The sequence below is a fragment of the Maribacter taeanensis genome, from assembly GCF_047345145.1.
In the GTDB taxonomy this organism is placed as follows: domain Bacteria; phylum Bacteroidota; class Bacteroidia; order Flavobacteriales; family Flavobacteriaceae; genus Maribacter_C.
On the sequence record NZ_JBLFER010000006.1, the window covers coordinates 118463 to 138405 of the forward strand.

Below are 19943 nucleotides of genomic sequence, written 5' to 3' on the forward strand. Positions count from 1 at the left end.
GTATTTCATACGAAAATAGACATCTTTAGTTTTAATTGCCACAAATGTCAATGATCAAAAATATATTAAGTATGCTTAAGTTTTTTATACATCAAATTTTATTGAAGATGAAAATCAAAAAACTACATTTGTAATTCGAGTAAAGATTAAACAATTCTCAATGAGCACCGTAAGTGTTATTGTTAGTACCTATAATAAACCTGATTGGTTAGAAAAAGTGCTTTGGGGTTTTCATTGTCAAACGTATAAAGATTTTGAGGTTATAATTGCTGATGACGGATCTGGTTCTGAGACAAAATCTCTTATTGATACGATGCGAGATATGGTTTCGTATCAATTAAAACATGTGTGGCAAGAGGATGATGGATTTCAAAAATGCAAAATCTTAAATAAAGCTATTGTTGCGAGCACGTCTGAATATATTATAATGACAGATGGTGATTGTATTCCACGAGAAGATTTCGTTCAAGTACATTATATCAATAAAGAACCCGGTGTTTTTATTTCTGGGGGATATTATATGCTACCTATGAATATTTCTCAGGCCATTACTTTAGAAGATATTGAACAACAAAATTGCTTTAATATTCAATGGCTAAAAAATAAAGGATTACCGAATACCTTTAAAAATAATAAGCTAACCTCTAAAGGATTTATTTCTAAATTCTTAAACCTATTCACTCCTACCAAAGCAAGCTGGAACGGTCATAATTCTTCTGGCTGGAAGAACGATATTTTAAACGTAAATGGTTTCGATGAACGAATGCAATATGGTGGTGAAGATCGTGAATTTGGTGAACGCCTGATGAACTTCGGTATTAAATCAAAACAATTTCGTTATAGTGCTGTGTGTGTGCATCTTGATCATGAAAGAAGTTATAGAACTCCTGAAGCAATTGCTAAAAATATGGTAATTCGAAAAGAGGTTAGGCAAAAAAAGAGCGTGTGGACCTATCACGGCATTACTAAGGAATAAGCCAATTCATTCTTTTTTTCAAGTTTACGAAGTTCTCTACCGCGTTCAAAATCGCTGAGCGCGTTCAGGTAACAGATAACAATTCCTTTCTTCCCATCTAAAAAGCCAAGCCTAAGGAAATAATGATTTACAAATTTCCAGAGCGGTTTTAATAAAAGTGAAGGGTAGCTAAACGTATTCTCTTTGTAAAATGCCTCTTTAGCCTTTAAGCGACCATACTTAAGCATTTTAGATTTATAATCTTCAAAGTTTTTATAACAGAAATGAGTAAGTTTTTCTTTGAATATCCCAGATTTACCATCAATATCTAAAGTCTCATGAACGATTTTTTTGTCTGAAAATTTAGTTTTACTCTTTCTGAAAAGGCGGTAATTTTTGTCAGTTTGCCAGCCGCTAAAGCGTAACTTTTCATCTTTAAACATAAAAGTTCTGTAAAACCAGAAAGCAACAAGATCAGTATTACTATTTACAGTTTTTGTTATTTCCTTTTGGAGTTCTGTTGATACCACTTCATCTGCATCTAAGAATAGCACCCAGTCATTTGTAGCTTGTTCTAAAGCATACGATTTTTGTAAAGTAAAATTTTCGAAAGGGTGTTGAATAACTTTTACGTTAGGATGGTTGCTTAAGTATTCGAAAGTACCATCTGTACTAAATGAATCAACAACCACAATTTCATCTGCAAACTCTACGGAGTTTATACATTTTTCAATGTACCCTATTTCGTCATAGGTAATGATTACAGCAGATATTTGATTTTTTGATTGATGCAAAGTAGAAGCTTTTATTGGGGTGAAAACTTAATGCAAAGTTAGTCATAAAAGAAAGTTCTACGACTTAAAAATGAAAATTTTTACTAAGAATGTAAGGCGTGAAAACTAGTTGCTTCTTTGAGAAACTGGATTTAAACTTGGTGCCTCTTGTTCTTGTTCCAAACGTCTTAGTTCTAGGTATCGCTCCCAATCGCCCAAGGCATTCAAGTAACAAACCTTAATTCCTTTAATACCATCTAAAATTCCAAATCGTACAATGTAATTATATAGAAAACGATAAGATGGTTTTATCAATAGCAAGGCTACGCTAAAACGTCTTTGCTTTTGAAAAGCTTCTTTGGCTTTCATTCTGCCGTATAGCAACATTTTATGTTTGTAGTTAGCAAAGTCTCTATAGCAGTAGTGGGTTAGCTTAGATTTTAAGATACCAGAAGTACCATTAACTTCTAGAGTCTCATGAACTATTCGTTTATCAGAAAATTTTACTTTACTTTTTCTAAAAAGGCGGTAGTTTTTATCAGTCTGCCAACCACTAAAGCGTAGTCTTCTTTTTTGAAACATAAATTTTCTTCGAAACCAATAGGCTACATGATTTTTCGAACCATTAACTGTTGCAACAATTTCTTGTTGTAATTCTGAAGTTACAACTTCATCAGCATCAACGAAAATTACCCAGTCATTCGAGGCCTGTTCTAATGTAAAAGATTTTTGCGCAGTATAATTCTTAAAAGGATGTTGAATAACCCTGACATTATTTTGAGCAGTTAGATACTCATAAGTACCATCGGTACTGTACGAATCAACTACAATAATTTCATCAGCAAATTCTATCGATTTAAGACAATTTTCGATATAGCCGATTTCATTGTAAGTAATAACAAGTGCTGTTATTTTTGTTCTTTGAAGCCCCATAGCTATGATTACGTAGGTTATTCATATTGGAGTGGTCTGGTATAAGAACTTCAAAAAATGGAAAATAGTATACTTCCTCAATAAAATTCTTACAAAATTAAACAGCTACATTATGTTCTCTCAGAGCATCATTTAATGATGTTTTCTTATCAGTGCTTTCTTTTCTTGTGCCAATGATAAGCGCACAAGGCACTTGATAATCTCCCGCCGGGAATTTCTTTGTGTAACTCCCTGGTATAACAACTGAACGTGCAGGAACCCTACCTTTTGTTTCAACTGGCTCAGAACCAGTTACATCAATAATTTTAGTTGAAGCTGTCAAAACCACATTTGCTCCTAAAACGGCTTCTTTTTCAACGCGAACACCTTCAACTACGATACATCTTGATCCTATAAAAGCATTGTCCTCAATAATAACTGGTGCAGCCTGTAAAGGCTCAAGAACACCTCCAATACCGACTCCTCCACTTAAATGAACATTTTTTCCAATCTGAGCACAGCTTCCAACAGTTGCCCAAGTATCAACCATTGTTCCTTCATCAACATATGCGCCTAAATTGACATAACTTGGCATCAATATGGTACCTTTTGAAATATACGCACCATGTCTTGCTACCGCATGAGGCACCACACGAATTCCCTTTTCGGCATAACCTCTTTTTAAAGGAATTTTATCATGGTACTCAAATATGCCTACTTCCAAGGTTTCCATCTTTTGAATAGGGAAATAAAGTACTACTCCCTTCTTTACCCATTCATTAATTTGCCATCCATTTGTTGTTGGTTCTGCGCATCGCAGTGTTCCTTGATCTAATAAATTAATTACTTCTCGGATAGCTGCTTGAGTTAAAGCTTCTTTCAATAGTTCACGGTTTTCCCATGCACTTTCAATGGTATTTCTTAAATCGGTCATATTCCAGTTCTAAAATTTCGACAAATATAGGTAGTCACTCATGAAATCGTCAGTCAATTTTATACTTATAACAAATTATACTTTATTTTTGCCAAAAAAGTAATTTGGGAAGAATAGTAGCCTTTGATTATGGTAGAAAAAGAACAGGAATTGCAGTAACTGATGAATTACAGTTAATAGCTTCTGGACTTACTACCATTCCCTCGCATGAATTACTAGATTTTTTAAAAAAATACATGTTGGAAGAAAGGGTGGTCAAATTTGTTGTAGGTGAACCAAGACAAATGAATAATACTCCTTCAGAAGCAGAAATGTTTATTGCCCCTTTTATAAACCGTTTGAAGAAAACTTTTCCAGAAATTCCCGTTGAACGCGAGGATGAACGATTTACTTCGAGATTGGCAGTTCGAGCGATGATTGATAGCGGTCTAAAGAAAAAACAAAGAAGAGATAAAGCATTGGTTGATGAGATTAGTGCAACTATTATTCTTCAAGCCTATTTAAACAAAAATTAAATGATACTACCCATCGTAGCGTATGGAGATCCGGTTTTGCGAAAGGTCGGAAAGGATATTGATAAAGATTATCCGAAGTTTAAAGAATTGATTGCCAATATGTGGGAAACTATGTATGGCGCAAAAGGTGTCGGGCTTGCTGCCCCTCAGATAGGATTGCCAATTCGTGTTTTTTTGGTAGATACTACGCCTTTTGCAGATGATGAAGAACTTTCTAAAAAAGAGCGGAAACAACTTGATGGCTTCAAAAAGGCATTCATCAATGCACGTATCGATGAAGAAGTAGGTGAGGAGTGGGCATTCAATGAAGGATGTTTAAGCATACCTGATGTTCGTGAAGATGTGAAGCGTATGGATACCATTACGGTTACCTATATGGATGAAAATTTCAAAACTCATACGGCAACATACGATGGATTGTTAGCAAGAGTTATCCAACATGAATATGATCATATTGAGGGAATTCTCTTTACTGACAAACTATCTGGATTAAAGAAACGCCTTTTGAAAAGTAGATTGGCAAATATTTCAAAAGGAAAGATTGATGTTGACTATCGAATGCGTTTTCCAAATGCTAAAAAAGGACGTTAAAGACATGGGCAATCCATAGAAATGTTTCATATTTGCGCATCAAATTTTTAGAGTAATTGAATAGAGATGAGTTTAGATAAAATTTTATCCATAGGTGGAAAACCAGGACTTTATAAATTGGTTACCCAAACTAGAAGCGGTTTCGTCGCGGAGTCTTTACTAGATGGTAGAAAAATAACTGTGAGCCTAAGAAGTAATGTGAGTGTTCTTTCAGAAATTGCTATCTATACCTTAGATGAGGAGCTCCCGCTTCGAGAAGTGTTTCAAAAAATTCAAGTGAAGGAAAAAGGAGGAAAGACATCAACTCCGCATAAATCTGAAAAAATTAAACTTGAAGAGTACTTTTTTGAAGTACTGCCTAATTATGATGAAGACCGTGTATATGCAAGTGATATTAAAAAGGTAATTCAATGGTACAATCTGTTGCAGGAAAACGGGATTACTGATTTTTCATCAGATGATGAAGATTCTACTTCAGAAGAAGAATAAAACTTTAACACTTAATAATGCGCCCTGACAGTCGTCGGGGTTTTTTTGTGCTAACTATTGGCTATATTTAGCAGATTAATGCTAAACCAAATATTAATGCACAATAAGACCTTTCGAGGATTGGCTATGTTTTTTGCCTTTTTAGCTTGCTTTCCCCTTTTTGCCCAAGAAAAAAAAGACTCCACAAAAAAAGCAACCAAAGAACTCCCATTAGAACCTGAACGAAATATCTCGTTTACAACAGATAAGGGAACATGGATTTCTTTAGATGTAAGTCCTGACGGCAAAACAATTGTTTTTGACCTAATGGGTGATATTTATTCAATACCAATAACTGGCGGAAAGGCAAAACAAATTACCAAAGGCATGCAATATGATGTGCACCCTAGGTATAGTCCCGATGGGAAGTCCTTAGCTTTTATATCAGACAAAAGCGGATCTGATAACATTTGGACATTGGATTTATCTTCTAAAGAAGAAAAACAAGTAACACAGGAGAAAAAACACAATTTCTTCTCAGCTGAATGGACTCCTGACGGCGACTACATTGTCGGAGTAAAAGGAAGAAGAAATATCAAACCACATATTTATCACAAAAGTGGAGGCTCTGGAAGTCAATTGGTTAGCAAGCCTGAGAATATTAAACTTATTGACCCAGCTTTTAGTGCAGATGGGAAACTCTTATATTTCTCGCAACGAAGAGGAGCTTGGAATTACAATGCGCGATTACCGCAATATCAAATTTCTACTTATGACATGGAAGATGGCGATATCAATACCATAACCTCCAAATATGGCTCTGCTTTCACACCTACCTTGTCTCCTGATGGTAATTGGTTGGTATATGGTACGCGTTTTGAAGATGAGACAGGCTTAGTAATTCGAAATATTAAATCTGGAAATGAAAAATGGTTAGCTTACCCGGTGCAGCGTGATGAGCAAGAATCAATTGCACCATTAGGTGTACTGCCTGCTATGTCTTTTACTCCGGATAGTAAGAACCTTGTCGCTTCTTATGGTGGAAAAATATACTCGATTTCAGTTAGCTTAAATTTAGCGGTTGAAATTCCATTTTCAGTGGATGTGAGTTTAGACATGGGTCCACTTCTCTCATTTAAATACCCTATTGATGATGCTGAGGAAGCATTGGTCACTCAAATTCGTGATGCTAAACCTTCACCGGACGGCTCAAAGCTCGCATTTACAGCTCTTGATCGTTTGTATGTAATGAATTTTCCTAATGGAACCCCTAAACGGCTTACCAAGAATGATTTTGTAGAGGCACACCCTGATTGGTCTCCTGATGGCAAGCATTTAGTTTTTACTACATGGAAAGAAGGAGGTGGACATCTCTATAAGGTAAATGTGGACGGAAGACCAAACCCCATTCAATTAACGCAACAAAAAGGGGCTTATAGCTATCCAGAGTGGTCTTATAAATCTAGAAGAATAGCTTTTCATAGAGGTACCACACAAACATTTCAAGACGTTTTGGAAGCAACTTCAAATCAGACATATGAAGATTTAATGTGGGTTTCTAGTGAAGGAGGCAGCCTCAATTTGATTGATAAGGCAAAGGGAAGGTTTTATCCTCATTTTACCAAAGGTGATGATCGCGTTTATTTGCATAATAAAAATGGTGAATTGCTTTCGCTGCGGTGGGATGGCACTGATGAAAAAAAACATTTAAAAATCAAAGGAATTGTTACATATGGTTCTCAAGATGTACTTAGCGAACATACGTTGCTTCCTTCAGAAGTTAAGGCAGACGACAAAGACAAATCATCAAAACCAGAATACATTTACATATCTCCAGATGGTAAATCCGCCTTGGCGGAAATAAACAATGATGTTTATGTTGTTACCATTCCTAGATACGGAAAATTGCCTACAGTTTCTGTTGCAAAAGCTGATAAGGCGGCTTTTCCTGCTATGAAATTGACCGTTGTTGGAGGCGAGTTTGCCAATTGGTCTGCAAACGGTAAAAAGGTACATTGGTCATTAGGCGCTAGTCATTTTAGATACGATATAGCTGATGGAAAGAATTATGCAGATAGTCTGGCTGCTGCCAAGAAAAAAGAAAAAGAACTAAAGGAAGTAGAGCAGAAATCTGATTCAACGAAAATAAAGAAAGAAGAAGAAAAGAAAGATCCGAAATTCAAAGCTGAAGAGTTCAAGATTGATGTAAAGTATAAAAAGTATATTCCAAAAGGCACTTTACTTCTTAAAGGTGGTCGCATACTTACCATGAAAGAAAAAGAAATCATTTCATTTGGCGATATTCTTATAGAAAACAATCGTATCAAAGCAATAGGAATTTCGGGAAGTCTAAAAGTTCCTGAAGATGCTAAAGTGATCGATGTTTCTGGTAAAACCATCGTGCCAGGTTTTGTTGATACCCATGCGCACATGTGGCCGACATGGGGTATTCATAAAAATCAAGTTTGGATGTATGCTGCAAACCTAGCATATGGAGTTACTACAACTAGAGATCCTCAAACGGCTACCACAGATGTGCTTTCTTATTCCGATATGGTAGAGGCAGGAATGATAGATGGCCCGAGAGTTTACAGTACCGGACCAGGATTGGGTTTTTGGGGCTATCAATTAGAAAGTCTTGATCAAACCAAAGAGGTCTTGCGACAATACAGCAACTACTATAATACGAAGACTATAAAAATGTATTTGGTAGGAAATCGTCAGCAACGTCAATGGGTTATAGCGGCATGTAAGGAACTAAAATTGATGCCAACCACAGAAGGTGGGTTAGATTTTAAATTAAACATGACGCAATTATTAGATGGTTACCCTGGTCACGAACATTCTTTACCGATTTATCCAATTTATGATGATGTAGTTAAAACGATTGCAGAATCTCAAATGGTGGTTACACCAACACTTCTAGTATCCTACGGAGGGCCGTGGGCTGAGAATTATTATTATTCGAGAGAGAATGTCTGGGGAGATCAGAAATTACAATATTTCACGCCTTATAAAGAACTTGCGAGTAAAAGTAGAAGAAGACCGGGTTGGTTTATGGATGATGAACATGTGTTTAAAAAACATGCGGAATTTATGAAGGACTTGGTAGAAGCTGATGGATTGGCAGGAATAGGTAGTCATGGGCAGTTACAAGGTCTGGGATTCCATTGGGAGTTATGGTCAGTTGCTAGTGCTGGTATGAATAAGTACGATGCTCTGAAAGTGGCAACAATTAAGGGAGCTAGAGCTATCGGGCTCGATACTGACTTAGGAAGTCTTGAAGTTGGTAAATTGGCAGATATTTTAATTCTTAATAAGAATCCTTTAGATGATTTACGACATACAAATACGCTTAGCCATGTTATTAAAAATGGAAAAGTGTTTGATGCAAATACTCTAGATGAGGTTTGGCCAGAGCAAAAAAAGGCGGAGAAATTTAATTGGCAAACTAAAAAGCCTAAAGGCTTGCCAGGTGTAAAAAAATAATATTTAATAAAAAAAGGATACTCTAGAGTATCCTTTTTTTATTAAATATTGAAAGCCTATTCTTCGTGATCAATTGTATCTTTGGTAATTGATGATTTAGCTGTTTGGTCACCTTCAAAGAGTAGTTTTAAAGCATCATATGAATTTGATCGAATTCCAATTAATCCAGAGGCAGTTTTTCCACGTTCGATAACCACGCCATCAATACTCTTCTGAAATACATCGTCTTTGAACTTTTTGTTTGCCGAACCAGCTGCTATCATGTTACCAGCTGCTAAACCAGGTCCTATTACTAAACCAATTGGAGTGCTTTTTTGCTCTATTCCTCTATTAGTTGTCTTTGTAGTGTAAAGATTCACAGGTGCTAGTAGTAGATATAATAAGTGCGTTGCCGGACTTTGTTTTAAGCTTTTAAAAGTTTGATTATTGGTCATTATATTTACGGCACTGTTATTATCATATGCAAGTTTTATATCAGTACCAAAAGTTAGATCTCGATCTGAATTATTCGTGATTTTCAAAGCAACGAATCTAACATTTTTTTTAGTTTCCTTCTTTTCATATTTCTTATCTAAGAGATCATATTTGTATTCCAAAATGACCTCATTTGAAACGACTCTAGATTTGTAATTTAAATTTGAAGGGTTTATCGTTTGATAACTAGAAGCGCAGCTATTTAAGAAAATAATTATAGAAATAAGAAATGTAATTTTTAAGAATTTCATAAGAATAGGGGGTTGGATTAGTATTCGAAATCTTATTTGAAAACGTAATTACCCAAATATATTGTGCAATCAAGCCGTAAAACTTCAAAACTTAATCTTTTTCTATCTCTGTATACGAATACTTACTCTTCTTCCAATCAATTAAAGGCGAAGGGTAATATTTCACATTCATGCGATCAAGAAAAGGAGCTTGATTCGCTAAACGGACTTTATAATTCTCCCAATCTCTATTTTCTTGAGGCGTCCAGCTAAGTTCTGAATAGCCGATAGCACGAGGAAAGGCCAGATATTCCAATTCTCCAATATCGCTAATTGTTTCCGACCATAAAGGAGCTTCAATGCCTAGAATGCTTTCTAAGGGAATGCCTTCGTATTCTTCTGGGGTCCATACATACGCTGTGTCTGTGGGAATGTATGCCGCCCAATGCAGGCCATGTTTTGATAAGGTATCGTATTGCATATCGAGATAGGCTTTTTTCGCAGGAGACATTATAACTTTCATGCCTTTTTCAACGGCACTCAAAGCATTCTTCTTGCTTGACCAAAACTGGGATATCGAGGTCGAATCAATATCGGCCTGTCCGATCTCGTCCCAGCCAATCATTCTTTTGCCGTGTTTTTGAACAAGTTTTTCGACCTTTTCAACAAAGTAGATGTAATCTTTCTTTTTGGTTACATGACTCTCATCACCACCGATGTGAAAATATGGTCCGGGAGTAATGGCGGCAATTTCTCCGATTACATCATCTAAAAAAGAATACAAGGTGTCTTTTCTTGTTGCAAATGTACTTTTGCCAACTTGAGTGCCTTCATATAGTTCAGGCTTGATTCCATTCCCATTAAAAATCGGGTAAGAAACGGATGCCGCATTCGTGTGACCAGGCATATCAACTTCGGGTACTATCATAATATGACGTTCGGCTGCGTAGGCTACAATATCTTTGTATTCTTCTTGTGTGTAGAATCCGCCAGCTTCACCACCTACTTCAGTGCTTCCTCCGACCTCTGTCAAAAGCGGCCATGATTTGATTTCTATGCGCCAACCCTGATCATCTGTCAGGTGTAAGTGCAATACGTTGTATTTGTAATAAGCGAGCAAGTCAATATATTTCTTCACATCTTCTACACTGAAGAAATGACGTGCTACATCGAGCATTGAACCCCGATACTCGAATTGTGGATTGTCAATAATTTTTCCTGTCGGAATTGCCCAAACGGGATTTGTTGTTAAGGTATCATTACTCTTTTCGGGAATGATTTGGCGTATGGTTTGAATTCCTCTAAAGGCACCCGCAGCGGTATTCGAATTCAAAATGATAGAATCTTGGGTGATATAGAGTTGGTAAGCTTCAGGCCCCATCAAATCTGTGCTATCAGACTGATTGATATAAATAACCGTTTCTAAATTGGGAATTTCAGCAACATTCACTTGTACATCTAAATCTGTTTTTCCTTTGATTTTTTTTGCTAAAAATTCACCTACTTCTTCGAAACCAGCAGCATTTTCAGAAGTATAAATGGCTGTGAACTCATCTAGAGCAAAACCACCATTTGTTGGTATCACTTTTAGAGGTTTCGGAATCATGTTTTCAGCGGCTAAATCTGTTTTCGGAAAATCTATACTGCGTTTCTTTTTTTGTTGGGTACAGGCACTACCTATGATAATGACTAGAAAAAGCAATAGACTTCTGGTAAGTGTCGAATTTTTCATTTCTTTAAAATGTTTAGGTGTATTCGTTTATTTGATTTATCGCAGCAATTTGGCTGAAACTTATTCTAAGTAGGGTTTTATGGTGCTATACCAAATTGCATAACCTTTGGCATTCATATGTAAACCATCTTCTATAAAAATGTCTTGCTTCAATTTTCCTTTTTCTAGCATTGGTTTCCAAACATCAACATATAAAAGATCGGCATCTTTTCGACTCAATTTTTTAAATTTTCGATTTAACTTTTTATAATTGCGTTTCAAATTCCATCTGGCAATGCTTGGTTTTGCAGAGATCAAAACAATTTTGGTGGCAGAATTTTGTGTTCTGACTTCAGATATGATAGCTAAAATATCTTTGATAATTTCTTTAGATTTTTTTCCAACTGAAATATCATTATCCCCCTCATAAATAAATACTTTTTTAGGCTTGTATTTCAAGATGAGCTTATTGCAATAATTCAATAAATCAGATGCTTGCGAACCTCCAAAACCAGAATTTACGATCTGATGTTCTGGAAACATTTCCTCTAAATCATTCCAAATACGAATGCTTGAACTTCCTGTAAATACAATGGTTTCTTTGGATTTATCCCAAAGAGAGTCATATTTTTTTTCGATCGCCTCAACCTCTTCAAAGAAAGGAGGCATTTCCTGTCCACTTAAAAAAATAGGTAAGGCAACTAATATATAAAGGAAGTATTTCATGAATCAGGAAATCAAAATGCTATTTACTCGGCTGCCGAAGGAATTATTATATCTTGAGCGATAGCCCATTCGTGAAAACGTTTGATCCAATCATCAGATGGAAGCCCTTGATTTTTCATTCCAAAACCATGTCCGCCTTTGGCATACATCTGTAGGGCAATAGGCTTATTTGCTTTGAGCCAAGAAGAGTATAATTCAACGCTACCAGGTGCTAACCCTAGAGGGTCATCACTGGCGCAGATAACCAACATAGGCGGTGCATCTCTTGGCACTTCTTGAACAGGCATAACAAGCGTCCAAGGATAAACGGGAACTAAAAAATCTGGGCGATTTGTTTTGTCATAATTATAGGCTACTCCCATGGTAACAGCACCACCCGCAGAGAATCCCATAAAACCGATTTTTCTTGAATCAACTTTAAAGGTATCTGCATTTTCACGAACATGTTTTATAGCGGCTAAACCATCTGCATAAGAAAAGGGAAGTACGGGTGCAACACGTTCTCCAATCCGCGCAGGGTTTGTTGCCGCCTCATCCGAAATTTCTTGAACACCATCTTCACCAGTGGGTACTAATCTGTATTTTAAAACGAAAGCGGTAATACCTTGTTGGTTTAACCATTTGGCAACATCAGTTCCCTCGCTCTTTATACTCAATGCATAAAGTCCTCCACCCGGTGCAACGATAACCGATACACCATTCGGATTTTCAGGTCTAAAGACTTCCATGGTGGGAATAGACACGTTGGTCACCACATCATTTTCCCAGAGTTTAGAGTAGTAGGCTTTTTCGCTGCCTTCCCAGGTAATGCCGGCTGCTTTTTCATGAGGTATTTGAACTATTTCTTGGGCCGTGGTAAAATTACCTGCACTAACACAGAGTAATAGTATGATGATTCTTTTCATTATTAATTAGTTTATTTTTCATTCCCTCGTTTGTGCTGAACTCGTTTCAGTAAAGGAGAGAACTGTTTCTATTAGATTTTAAATCATTTCTATCCAAAGATATACTAAAGCTGCTGCTACTCCGCCAGCAATAGGCCCGAAAACAGGAATCCACGCATACCACCAGGCACTGCTTCCTTTGCCTTTGATAGGTAAAATAGCATGCATTATACGAGGTCCTAAATCACGTGCCGGGTTAATAGCGTAGCCGGTTGGCCCACCTAAGCTTATACCAATAGCAAGTACTAAAAGCGCAACAGGTAAGGCATCTAAAGAACCTAATGATATGGCCTCATCAGAAATACTACCTCCGGCGATATAAAATATGGCCAATACAAAAGCAAAAGTGGCGATAAACTCTGTGATAAAATTCCAAAACGGACTACGAATAGCGGGTGTATTGGCAAAGCTGCTTAAAATCCCTCCTTGATCTTCAGTGGTATCATATTGTTTTTTATAAGATAACCATACTAGAGTTGTACCCGTCATTGCTCCTAAAAACTGAGCAATAATATAACCAGGAACCAATGACCATGCGAATTTTCCAGCAGTAGCAAAACCAACTGTTACTGCCGGGTTTAGATGTGCTCCACTAACATCTGCAGAGACAAAAACCCCAACAAATACCGCTACTCCCCAACCTATAGTAATACCTACCCATCCTGCATCACCACCAAAAGTGTTTTTAAGTGCAACATTTGCAACAATACCATTACCTAAAAGTATAAGTAATGCAGTTCCTATAAATTCGAATAAATAGACTTCCATTTTGGAGTGTTAATTATTAGTGATGGAAGATATAAAAAATCAACAAGATTTGATCTTAAAAAGAGGATGATGACCTATTGAAAACACGTTGTGCTAAAAAGCTCATTTTGGCGCTGGTGCTGCTATCTAACGATATATTCAAATATGAAATATAAATTTTTCACCCTTGTTTTTCTTTTTTTGTTAAAGAAATTTTTACCTTACAGTTCTGAAATAAGTATAAACAAGTTTATCTAAACCTTAAAACAAAAGTACCATGAGCGACAGAGATGAAAAATTAGCAGCCTTAAAAGCAACTGCGGTATCACAACTAAATGAGTGTGGTGTTTCAAATATCAACCATGATCAATTAGATGGTTATGTAAATAGCTTAAAATCAATGGTTGATAATAAAGATGCTACCTTGGTTTCTGGCAGCGACCAATCTGAATTGGAAACTGTTTGCAGAAACTTCTGTGAAAAAAAATTAGGTGTTACTGACAGAGACAAGGCTATGGCTGCGGTTACTAAAGTAGCTGATAAAATGTCTGGTATTCGCATGAAAAACCGTCCAGCGTTTTACTATTTGGTAGCAAATGAATTAAGCTAAGCGACTAAAACGATAAATAGTTTTAACGTAATATAAAGAAGGCCTCCATTTATGGGGGTTTTTTTTATTCAATCATTTCGAAGTACATTTAACCTAACCTACCAGAGTGAAATTTGTCTAAACCAACCAACCCTTCGCTATGTATTGTTTTAAAAATTGTATTCCTCTTCTTTGTTTTTTTTGTGGCTTATTTTTTTTAAATGCTCAAGACCAAATTAATACAAGTGATTTGAAGCCTCGACCGACCGCTGCTGCCATTGCCTTAGAAAATGCTCCTTCTATAGATGGGAATGTTTTAGATGACCAAATCTGGAAGGCCATAGAACCCATTAGCGAATTGAGTCAGGCACAGCCTAATTTTGGACAAGCACCAAGTGAAAAAACAGATATTCGTGTGGCCTATACACCAGAGGTATTTTATGTTTCTGTGGTGTGTTATGATGCGAACCCGAACAGTTTGGTAGTTTCTGATGCTCGAAGAGATGCTAATCTTGACAATACAGATGCATTTTTATTTATTTTGGATACCTACAAGGATGGTCAAAATGGATTCATATTCGGCACCAATTCTCTGGGAGTTGAATATGACGCCCAAGTTGATAATGAAGGACAGGGTAATTTCAATCAGAACAGACAACAAGGCGGAACCATTGGCGGGTTTAACCTTAACTGGGATGGTGCATGGCAAGTAAAAACTAAAGTTGGAGACTTTGGTTGGAGTGCTGAGTTTGCAATTCCATTAAGAACCTTACGCTTCCAGTCTGGGAAGGATTGGGGTATCAATTTTAGACGAAATATTCGAAAAACTAATGAGATTGCATTTTGGGCTGAGATGCCTGTAGGTCTTGATTTAAAGCGGCTTTCACTTGCAGGTACCTTAACAAACTTAGATTTGCGTAGCCCTGGTAATTTAAAGTTGATTCCCTATGCTCTCACTCGGTTCGATTCAGATTATACCCTGCCTGAAACCGTACACGATACGAATTTTGAATTTGGTGGTGATATCAAATATAGTATCACGCCAAGTTTAACGCTAGATCTAACCTATAATACAGATTTTGCTCAAGTGGAAGTCGATGATCAACAGGTCAACCTTGACCGGTTTAATCTCTTCTTTCCTGAAAAAAGACCTTTCTTTTTAGAAAATGCCGGATTGTTTAGTGTGGGTAGTCCCGGAGAAGTGGACCTCTTTTTTAGTCGTCGGATTGGTATTGGTGACAATGGAAATGTGGTGCCCATTATTGGGGGAGCACGACTGTCTGGAAAGTTAAATCGTACCAATGTGGGACTTCTTAGTATGTGGACCGAGGATGTCAGTGACAAAGGAATTGAAGAAAACAATTTTACAGTAGCAAGGTTCAACCATGAGTTTAAGGGGCGTTCCGCTTTAGGTGCTGTATTTATTAATCGGGAAGGTTTACAATCTGATGACAACTACAACCGAACCTTTGCCTTAGATGGAAAGTTAGGCTTGGGCCGAAAGGCCCGTATGTCAGGCTTCTATGCGCAAACCAAAGACCCAAATGATCGCGATAATGCGCATTCTTTTAAGCTTCAAACTACCTACAATTGGAACAATCTTGAAATGCGAGCTGGCTATACCGAAGTAGGCGAGGGCTTTAACCCTGAAGTAGGTTTTCTATTGCGTTCTTCATTTAAGAAACCTGAAGGTTTGATTTTATATCATTTGCGGCCTAAAAAACCAGATGCTAAAATTTTAGAGTATCGTCCGCATATTTCTTACCGAGGGTATTGGAATTTTGACGGATTTCAAGAAACAGGCTTTCTACATTTAGATAACCATTTTGAATGGAAAAGTGGTAACGAACTACATACTGGTGTAAATATTACTAAGGAGGGAGTTGTAAATCCTTTTGACATTTCCCGAGGGAAAAACGTTATTGTAGATGCCGGTGTTTACAATCATGCAGAATCACAACTTATATTTTTCACGAATCAGAGTAAACCCTTTTCGGTCAATTTGCGTTCAGTTATCGGTGGTTCTTTCGGAGGTACAAGATTTATAGAAACTATTACAGGAAGATATCGTGCTGGTGACCGATTCAACATTGATGCAACTTTTCAGTACAACAATTTCCAGCTGCCCAATGGAGATTTCACGGCGAATATTTTAAGTACACGTTTGTCCTATGCTTTTAAACCGAATATCTATTTACAAGGTTTGATTCAGCATAACACTACAAATAAACTTTGGGCCGCTAATCTGCGTTTCGGATGGCTACAGCAAGCAAATACAGGTCTCTTCGTAGTTTGGAACTATAACTTGCAAGATGGTGACCCGTTAAATAACAGTTTTATCATCAAGTACACTCGAATCTTTGATTTGGTGAAATAGTTTTTGAACGGACTATGCGACTTGCTTTTGCAATTCTTTGTGAAAGGCCAAAATCGAACCAACACTTTTTTGGTCTATTCGCTGGCAGCTTTGAATGGCTATTTCTATTCTATTCATCATTGTATTGAAGCCTCCGTTTTCAAAAATATTCCCATGCTCACGCTTAAAAATCCCACCTTCAACAATAGCCTCTTTTAATTCTTGAACAGTGTCAATATTTGGCATAGGAACAAAGCTGATGCTGTCTAATGCTTTTAATTCATCATTTATTGAATCAGCCATTTGTTTGATGTTCTGGGTAAGCGAATGCACTTGTGCTTGGGTTACGTCCTCTCTTTCTTGTAGGTTATTGAGTGATTGAAGAATACTATTTTTAATCCCAGTGATTTTCTTATATAATTTTGAAAGCATATCATGCTGCTGATATCGATTTGTCAGTTCAGCTGTTTTGCCAATTTTTTCGGCCATCACATAGTGTAAAGCAAAAAACGAGGTATCCCATTGTTTGAAATTTTCATTGAAAATTTCCTCTCTTTGCTTTAGTAGTGATGTATATCCGCTTTCCAGATTCTTTTTGTTGTATTCAATTCCTTTAAATGAGAAGGAATTTTCTTTGGCCGTACCCTGAGCAATCTCTTGTGCTTTTGCCATCAAAACTTCAATTTCCTTGACCGGTAACATTAGTGTTTTCAACTCTAATTTTAATGTATCAAGCATAGTGCTAGAAGGTTCTTTGATTTTTGCAGCAGCTTGTTTTAGTCCGGAAATCTCTGGAACATGCATAAATCTGTCCTGGAAGGCATTGTCATATTCCTCTAATAATTCTGTTCCTTGAGTCTCTGTTTTTATAAAGTCCTCAAAAGCTTCTGTAGCGACGGTACTATCAACTTCTTTGGCAAAGTACTGCTTGTAAAGTAGGACGGTCATCTTTTCCTGTAACTCCTCTTTATTCCCAAATAAAAGCCATGGTGATCTTTCATCCTCTTCACAGACTACATAGGGTACTTTGGCACTATCTTCTCTTTTGTCATTCGGCGGGTGACTTGCGTACATGCTTACTTTAGAAGCTTCAGAAACCGAAAAATAGTGTTTTCCACCTCTATGATCATCTGGGAGCTGATTGAGCAATTCTTCTTGTTTTTCTGCCCCTCTTTCGATTACTAAACTGTTGTGCACATAAAGGTTTTTGACAAACATCTTCTTTTGAGAAGCTAAGTAAGCATGATTTAATGTACTATTCCAGTTATTAGACCCATCATCTAACTTCCATAAGGCAGAGATAATAGCGTCACTTCCAGATGTACTGACCGCTACTTTATCCGCATTGAATTCCATTTCCCTAGAAAGTGAGGAATACATGATATTCAAAAATTGATAGAAGAGATTTAGCATTTGACGAATAATCCAAATAATTGGCGTAATTACCCATGCTGCTGCAGATAGTCGTATATCAGATGCTCTCCATTGATCTAAAAGATCATCCCACTTATCCCTTTCAAAAATCATATCATGAATAATCGTATTTGCTGAAATTATATAACTACCAATTTTCATGCTTCGCTGAGCAAAATGTCCAAATTCATGACTAATTACCGCTTTGAACTCTGATAGATTTAAACAATCTGTTAGGCCCATGCCAATAGTAAGTTCTTTGCGAACAGGTAGAAATAGACTTAACCACATATTGCTATAGGCAACATAAGCATTTACATCAGGATCTACATAAATTGATTTTGGTTTTGGCGCCCCAGTCTCTTCACAGATTTTATGAATAAAAGACCAAAGCTTTGGGTGTTTTTCTTTTTCTAGTTTAATCCGATTTTCAAACTTGTGATTTTTGAGTTTAAAAATAAATTTAAGTGTAAAAACAAATAACATTACAGCCCCGGCTATTGCTCCTATTTTCAGCAAAATGGTGATTTTGTTTACCTTACCCATATCATAAATAATCGCATAGTAAGCAAGATATCCGAGCGCGACTACCATTGCGGTATACAAAATGAAAAATAAGAGAATCGCTAGGATGGCCAGAAAGGCCCGAAATTGATACGAGGGGGTAAGACCAGTTAATTTTTTAGGAATGTTCGTTGGGCTTAAAGGGTAATAGGTAGAAGACATAGATGCTAAGGGAGTTTTATATGGATGACACTTAAGTAAATCATAACTATTTATTTATGGAATTATTTTAAAAAAAGTAAGAAATTACCTGACTCACTTTGATTTTATTACGGTACGTCAATTGACTACATCTAGAAATTTTGTAGCTAAATGAGAGGTGATATTTATGAAGTGGATAAAGATTAATATGGAAGTACCTATCCGTATTTCAATCCGCCAGATACCTAAAAATTCTATTTTGAAATCGACATTTTAACCAAAAGGAATTGAATTAATCCCAGACAAATTTCCAATTCCCATCAGGTTGTCTTTTCCAAACGGTATGAAAAGTACCTGTATTCTCTTTCTTTGCGCCAGTTGAATCTATAGTAGTGAAAACATATCCGCCGTAAGTATAAGCCAGGTCCCCTGAACTGCTAACATCGATGAAATCTGGTTTCCAAGTTAATGTTTCTCCAGGTCTACTATCGTTTCGATACCAGTCGCCAATGGCTTTCGGACCTTGAATTACCTTACCTCCCTTTCGAATTACACCCTTTGGTGCAGCATAGGTTTCAAAGGCAATGGCGAGTCCCTTTTCTTGAGCCAAATCATTAAACTTTTTTTCAACTGCCCTAATTTCAGCTTTCCATTTCTCCACGTCTTTGGTATGGCTACTCTGATTACAACTCGTTAAAAACAGCAATAGAAAAAACAAGTACGTATTATTTTTTTTCATGACTCTCTAACGAGTTAAGTTTTATAGCATTGAAAGCTTACGTAAATAGATGTTTGAGACAATGAGCAGAGCCACTAAAGTCAAATTGATTACGGTTATAAAAAAGGGATCTTTATGAGCTGTATGTGCCACTATCGCGGTAAGTAAGAACAGGGCTATACCAGCGTAAGCCCAGTCTTTTACTTGAAGAGGTATTTGAGGAATAAGAATTATAACAACTGCTATTACTTTTAAGATGGCCAATTGAATTCTAAAGTGATCAGGGAAGCCCAATTCCTTTACCCCATCTATCATAGGTTTGCTAAAAAGATAACCGTAAGCACTCCATAAAAGAAAAAGCGATAACAGTCCCGTCGAAGCCCAATAAATAGTTTTCATTTTATCCGATTTGTGTCATTTCTTGAAGCGTGAATTTTTCAACAGCACCTTCAGTAGCTTTCATATATTCGGCAATATGCGCGCTAGCTAAGTGTTTTTCTAAAAGCGCTTTGCTCTCCCAATTTTCATGAAAAACAAAAAGGTTGGGATTTTCACTATCCTGATGTAAATCGTAATTGATGCAACCTTCTTCTTTTCGTGTGGGTGCAATAAGCTTAATTAGCTCGCTTTTGATTAATTCTCTTTTTTCTTCTTTTGCGAATATCCTTGCTATTAGTGTTAGTTTGCTCATAA

Annotated in this window: 19 protein-coding genes; 7 read left to right on the forward strand and 12 right to left on the reverse strand. The window is 36.7% G+C overall.

Annotation, left to right across the window (positions count from 1 at the left end; translation table 11 throughout):
* Nucleotides 1-160 precede the first annotated feature (160 nt).
* Entirely contained in the window at nt 161-976 is an 816-nt protein-coding gene (locus ACKWCD_RS17015) for a glycosyltransferase family 2 protein (RefSeq protein ID WP_413985165.1), read from the forward strand.
* Here the strand turns inward: ACKWCD_RS17015 and ACKWCD_RS17020 are convergent.
* From ACKWCD_RS17020 to ACKWCD_RS17030, 3 genes are all read right to left on the reverse strand, one after another.
* Nucleotides 955-1749 (reverse strand): glycosyltransferase family 2 protein, encoded by a 795-nt coding sequence (locus ACKWCD_RS17020; protein WP_413985166.1) that lies wholly within the window; start codon nt 1747-1749, stop codon nt 955-957. The genes ACKWCD_RS17015 and ACKWCD_RS17020 overlap by 22 nt on opposite strands.
* A gap of 105 nt (nt 1750-1854) precedes the next feature.
* Nucleotides 1855-2661 carry a glycosyltransferase family 2 protein gene (locus tag ACKWCD_RS17025; protein ID WP_413985167.1) on the reverse strand — a complete coding sequence of 269 codons (807 nt, stop codon included), beginning with the start codon at nt 2659-2661 and terminating at the stop codon, nt 1855-1857.
* Between the two features lie 97 nt (nt 2662-2758).
* Nucleotides 2759-3574, reverse strand: coding sequence for a 2,3,4,5-tetrahydropyridine-2,6-dicarboxylate N-succinyltransferase (locus ACKWCD_RS17030; protein ID WP_413985168.1), 816 nt, complete (start codon nt 3572-3574; stop codon nt 2759-2761).
* Nucleotides 3575-3678: 104 nt separating this feature from the next.
* Here ACKWCD_RS17030 and ruvX point away from each other — a divergent pair, with 104 nt between their 5' ends.
* From ruvX to ACKWCD_RS17050, 4 genes are all read left to right on the forward strand, one after another.
* Complete coding sequence (gene ruvX, locus ACKWCD_RS17035; protein ID WP_413985169.1) at nt 3679-4089, forward strand: Holliday junction resolvase RuvX; 411 nt, start codon at nt 3679-3681, stop codon at nt 4087-4089.
* The gene (gene def, locus ACKWCD_RS17040; RefSeq protein ID WP_413985170.1) at nt 4090-4680 is read left to right on the forward strand and encodes a peptide deformylase; all 591 of its coding nucleotides are present in this window, start codon (nt 4090-4092) and stop codon (nt 4678-4680) included.
* Between the two features lie 66 nt (nt 4681-4746).
* Nucleotides 4747-5169, forward strand: coding sequence for a DUF5606 family protein (locus ACKWCD_RS17045; protein WP_413985171.1), 423 nt, complete (start codon nt 4747-4749; stop codon nt 5167-5169).
* A gap of 96 nt (nt 5170-5265) precedes the next feature.
* Nucleotides 5266-8637 carry an amidohydrolase family protein gene (locus ACKWCD_RS17050; RefSeq protein WP_413985172.1) on the forward strand — a complete coding sequence of 1124 codons (3372 nt, stop codon included), beginning with the start codon at nt 5266-5268 and terminating at the stop codon, nt 8635-8637.
* A gap of 56 nt (nt 8638-8693) precedes the next feature.
* Here the strand turns inward: ACKWCD_RS17050 and ACKWCD_RS17055 are convergent, their stop codons facing one another.
* From ACKWCD_RS17055 to ACKWCD_RS17075, 5 genes are all read right to left on the reverse strand, one after another.
* Nucleotides 8694-9362, reverse strand: a complete 669-nt coding sequence (locus ACKWCD_RS17055; RefSeq protein ID WP_413985173.1) for a hypothetical protein — start codon at nt 9360-9362, stop codon at nt 8694-8696.
* A gap of 91 nt (nt 9363-9453) precedes the next feature.
* The gene (locus tag ACKWCD_RS17060) at nt 9454-11073 is read right to left on the reverse strand and encodes a family 20 glycosylhydrolase (RefSeq protein WP_413985174.1); all 1620 of its coding nucleotides are present in this window, start codon (nt 11071-11073) and stop codon (nt 9454-9456) included.
* A gap of 60 nt (nt 11074-11133) precedes the next feature.
* The gene (locus ACKWCD_RS17065) at nt 11134-11778 is read right to left on the reverse strand and encodes a GDSL-type esterase/lipase family protein (protein ID WP_413985175.1); all 645 of its coding nucleotides are present in this window, start codon (nt 11776-11778) and stop codon (nt 11134-11136) included.
* A 23-nt stretch (nt 11779-11801) separates the two neighbouring features.
* The gene (locus tag ACKWCD_RS17070) at nt 11802-12683 is read right to left on the reverse strand and encodes an alpha/beta hydrolase (RefSeq protein WP_413985176.1); all 882 of its coding nucleotides are present in this window, start codon (nt 12681-12683) and stop codon (nt 11802-11804) included.
* A 78-nt stretch (nt 12684-12761) separates the two neighbouring features.
* On the reverse strand, nt 12762-13490 hold the full coding sequence (locus tag ACKWCD_RS17075) for an MIP/aquaporin family protein (protein ID WP_413985177.1): 729 nt from the start codon (nt 13488-13490) through the stop codon (nt 12762-12764).
* 256 nt (nt 13491-13746) lie between these two features.
* Here ACKWCD_RS17075 and ACKWCD_RS17080 point away from each other — a divergent pair, with 256 nt between their 5' ends.
* Both ACKWCD_RS17080 and ACKWCD_RS17085 read left to right on the forward strand, forming a co-directional pair.
* The gene (locus ACKWCD_RS17080; RefSeq protein WP_413985178.1) at nt 13747-14079 is read left to right on the forward strand and encodes a DUF2853 family protein; all 333 of its coding nucleotides are present in this window, start codon (nt 13747-13749) and stop codon (nt 14077-14079) included.
* Nucleotides 14080-14308: 229 nt separating this feature from the next.
* Entirely contained in the window at nt 14309-16435 is a 2127-nt protein-coding gene (locus ACKWCD_RS17085) for a DUF5916 domain-containing protein (RefSeq protein WP_413985179.1), read from the forward strand.
* Between the two features lie 12 nt (nt 16436-16447).
* Here ACKWCD_RS17085 and ACKWCD_RS17090 read toward each other — a convergent pair whose 3' ends face one another.
* From ACKWCD_RS17090 to ACKWCD_RS17105, 4 genes are all read right to left on the reverse strand, one after another.
* Nucleotides 16448-18553, reverse strand: coding sequence for a M48 family metalloprotease (locus ACKWCD_RS17090; protein ID WP_413985180.1), 2106 nt, complete (start codon nt 18551-18553; stop codon nt 16448-16450).
* A 271-nt stretch (nt 18554-18824) separates the two neighbouring features.
* Nucleotides 18825-19271, reverse strand: coding sequence for a YybH family protein (locus ACKWCD_RS17095; RefSeq protein WP_413985181.1), 447 nt, complete (start codon nt 19269-19271; stop codon nt 18825-18827).
* 21 nt (nt 19272-19292) lie between these two features.
* Entirely contained in the window at nt 19293-19649 is a 357-nt protein-coding gene (locus ACKWCD_RS17100; protein WP_413985182.1) for a DoxX family protein, read from the reverse strand.
* A 1-nt stretch (nt 19650) separates the two neighbouring features.
* Entirely contained in the window at nt 19651-19941 is a 291-nt protein-coding gene (locus ACKWCD_RS17105; protein WP_413985183.1) for a putative quinol monooxygenase, read from the reverse strand.
* Between the last annotated feature and the right edge of the window lie 2 nt (nt 19942-19943).